Raw genomic sequence first — 3,465 nt, forward strand, 5'->3', positions numbered from 1 at the left:
GTCATTGTGGATCACGGTAAGGTCATTGCGAGTGGCACCGAAGAAGAGTTGGTCAATCTGGTGATGGATCAGCGGCGGGTAACGATTGTGATCGACCAACCGGAGCGTGTTGTCGTTTCGGAATTACAGCAGATTGCCGGTGTGCAGCAGGTCACGTTGAATGGCGTCAATTTGCATATTGCCGTGGCGATTGCCAGCAATCCACTCAATCAAATTTTAATGGCACTGATTCAACGGGACATTGTGGTGGCGAGTGTCGATCAGCCCCGAATTGACTTAGAGACGGTCTTCTTGAACCTGACGGGCCGAACGTTACGTGATTAGGAGGGGCACTGATGAATAGAGTCATGATTAAGCGAAATTTAGTGAGTGACTTGCGTAACCCGGCATCTTACTTGTATTATTTAGTCTTGCCGATCAGTCTGATGTTTTTACTCGGTGCTATTTTGCAGGGATCCTTCGGGAGTCAAGCAACGACGCCCGAAAAGGTTCGGGTGCAGGTTGTGATCCAACGCCCTCATTCAGAGAAGGGGCGGTTGGTTAAGCAAACGCTACAGCATACCAAAATGGCCGGTCTGAGCTTCACTCAACGGTCCTCGGTAGCACAGGCGAAGCAGCGGGTACGTCAGCAGAAGAATACGGCGGCAGTCATCGTTGGCCAGCGGGTACAAGTTCTGACAGCGACTGGCTTCACGGATTATCAGGTCGCGTTATTAAAAGGGGTCTTAGTGGAAGTCTTTCAAAGTGTGGCGCTGACCCAAACGGCGCTGACCTTTAATGGGCGGGTATTGCCGCCGAGTCAGCTGAAGAAAACGGTCGTCGTGCAGGATCGACAGGGGCTGAAACCGGCGGCCAGTTCCTATCAGTACTACGCGATTGCGATGACGGGGATGTTTATTCTGTACTTTGCTGAGATTGGGATCGATACCTTCGCTCAGGGCCGCCGTAAGCGTACCCTGCCACGGGAATTGATTGCGCCGATCAGCCGACAGCAGATTATCAATTCGACCGTATTGGGCCACGCAATCTTTGGGGGATTGACGGTGTTGGTCTCGATGGTGCTGACACAAGTGTTGTTTAAAGTACCTTGGCAGCAGGCATTTGGCTTTTCATTTTTGAACATTGTTTCCCTGATGCTCTTATTTTTAGTGCTCGGCCTCTTCTTGGAAACGGTCGGGCAAGGCGTGGGCGTCGGCATTACCCAGGTCATCATCCAGTTGGCTGCATTTCTGGGAGGGGGTTACTTCCCAGTCAGTGATGGTATGCTGCGCTTCTCACCATTGGGTTGGGTGATGTCACCGCTGCGTTCGGCGTTGTGGACGGAAAATCCACTGAACTGGAGTGGGGTCGGTCTTAACCTCGGCTTGGCGGTCGGCTTGTTTGTGGCGATGTCGGTCATTTTAAATAAACGGGAGGTGTTCTAAAGTGCGCGCAATGTTTTGGCTAATTAAAGAACGGCTGGTCCTTTGGCGCCGGCACCCGTTACAAGTTTTATTCTTATTGGGGATTCCGTTTCTGAGTATCGTCCTGTATTTAGCAACGCAAACGGCGCAGACGGCTGTGACCATCGGCGTGATCGATCAGGATCGAACGACGGACAGTCGACTATTGGTCTCGGGATTGAAACAGCGAGTGGCGCTTAAGCCGACCACCTCTAAGCGAGTCGATACGATGTTGAGTCACGGGGAGGTTACCGCGGTAGTCACGATTCCTAACGGGTATCAGCAAGGAATCCGGGCGGGTGATCAACCGCAGTTGCGTCTGCGGACATTGCAAAAGGGAGCGACCGTGAAGGCAATTAAGGGCTTTGTGAAGGCGGCCTACCAAACAGTTTTGAGCGTTGAGCAACTGAGTTCAACGGGGAAGTCTGCACAACAGGTGAGTCGTTATCTTCAACAGCATCAGGCGTCCAAAATGACGTTCCGCCAGGTTGATCAGTCGGGCAAGACACTGGCGTTGAGCCTACAGATTCTGGGCTTCATGTTAATGATGATGTTATACCAAGCGGATGCTTTTGGTGCGCGTAATCTACAAAATGAGCGGCGAAATAAAATTTATCAGCGAACAATGCTGACGCCGATTTCTAGTGGAGCCTACTTTGCAGGAACGGCAGCGTTTGCCATGCTCGCTATGACTTTCGAAGCGGTCTTGACCGTGGTCGCGATGGTCGGTATCTTCCGGATCGACCCCGGCATTTCAGTGATTCAATTGATCGGTGTCTTGCTAGCCTTCGGTGTGGTGGCGGTGATGTGGTCGCTGGCAATCGGTGTCTTGGCGCCGAGTACGTCGGTAGCGAGTGGCCTACAGACGGTGCTGATCACCGTAACCAGTCTGCTCTCCGGTGCGCTGATTCCATTAACGGTCATGCCACCGCTGATGCAAAAGCTGGCGATGTTTACGCCGCAGTACTGGGTGCTGGATGCGATTCGGGGTCTGCAAGCGGGAACGATGGGAAAGGTAGGTGTGGCCTTGTTGATCATCGCGGCATTTGCACTGCTCTTCTTTAGTATCGCAGTCTATGGGTTCAGTCGGCGGAAGCGTCAGGAGTTGTATGACTAAGAATTAGGTGATGTAAGCGAAAAGGACCTGACTCTTTGGCGGAGTGGGTCCTTTTAAATTAGATAATTAAAGCTTGATGACAATACGATGAAGTTATGATATATTCAACTTAGAATTGAGGTGTTGGGTAATGAAGCATTTTTTAGTCATGCTCTATCCCGGTTTTTGTAATTTTGAGATTACGGCCTTAACTGAGATTTTGGCTTTTCAGGACGATTGGGAAACGACGACGGTTGCCGCAGCACGCAAGGCATATACGGGGGAAGACGGCATGGCGGTCTTAGCCCAGAAGGATTTTTCGCAGGTTGATCCGTTGGACTATGAGTTGTTGATTCTCCCGGGGATTGACGATTATCACGTGCCGTTAAGCGATGAACGTAACGTGGCCTTCCTGGCGCGGTTGAAGACCACAGGCAAACGACCAATCATTGCATCCATGTCGAGTTCGCCAATCCTACTAGCGAAGGCGGGCCTCTTAGCCGATACGAAGTTTACGGGTGGTCTCTTTGAGGAAACGTATGAGAAAAATTCGTTCATTCCCAAACAGAATCTGGTTCGCCAGCCGGTCGTTTCGGATAACGGTATCATTTCGTCAAGCTTCCAATTTTTCCGTGAGTTTGCGATTACCGTAGCTCGTGCCTGTGACATTAAGGTTGGAGATAGATTCTTGGAGCCGGCGCGTACGGATCGACCGTATACGGCAGAAGAGTTAACTTACCATTTTGAAGGGTAAAAGCATCAGTTAATGTTGGATCTACCAGATGTGAAGATGCTGGTAGGTCATTTTTGAGTTGCGATGAATTTTGAGAGTAATTGAGTTGTTGTAGAAAATAATTAGAATTTTTTTGCCGGCGAATTTTATAATCAAGTTAGCCACTTAGAATTTAGACCAAAATAAATACACCA

3 protein-coding genes and 1 pseudogene are annotated in these 3,465 nt (G+C 50.2%); all 4 read left to right on the forward strand.

Annotated elements, in window-relative coordinates:
• Positions 1-324, forward strand: a pseudogene (locus FC99_RS14115) (export ABC transporter ATP-binding protein); the annotation flags it as partial.
• A gap of 11 nt (positions 325-335) precedes the next feature.
• Positions 336-1,424: an ABC transporter permease gene (locus FC99_RS04355; protein WP_048736152.1), complete on the forward strand. Its 1,089-nt coding sequence runs from the start codon at positions 336-338 to the stop codon at positions 1,422-1,424.
• Positions 1,425-1,434: 10 nt separating this feature from the next.
• Complete coding sequence (locus FC99_RS04360) at positions 1,435-2,559, forward strand: ABC transporter permease (RefSeq protein ID WP_235805862.1); 1,125 nt, start codon at positions 1,435-1,437, stop codon at positions 2,557-2,559.
• Positions 2,560-2,689: 130 nt separating this feature from the next.
• On the forward strand, positions 2,690-3,292 hold the full coding sequence (locus FC99_RS04365) for a DJ-1/PfpI family protein (RefSeq protein WP_048736150.1): 603 nt from the start codon (positions 2,690-2,692) through the stop codon (positions 3,290-3,292).
• Positions 3,293-3,465: the final 173 nt, after the last annotated feature.

The sequence above is a fragment of the Levilactobacillus koreensis JCM 16448 genome (genome assembly GCF_001435525.1).
Lineage (GTDB): Bacteria > Bacillota > Bacilli > Lactobacillales > Lactobacillaceae > Levilactobacillus > Levilactobacillus koreensis.

Bases quoted from the DNA above. Each gene is read 5' to 3' on its own strand.
- FC99_RS04355 (WP_048736152.1), top strand. From the start codon at position 336: ATGAATAGAGTCATGATTAAGCGAAATTTAGTGAGTGACTTGCGTAAC.
- FC99_RS04360 (WP_235805862.1), top strand. From the start codon at position 1,435: ATGTTTTGGCTAATTAAAGAACGGCTGGTCCTTTGGCGCCGGCACCCG.
- FC99_RS04365 (WP_048736150.1), top strand. From the start codon at position 2,690: ATGAAGCATTTTTTAGTCATGCTCTATCCCGGTTTTTGTAATTTTGAG.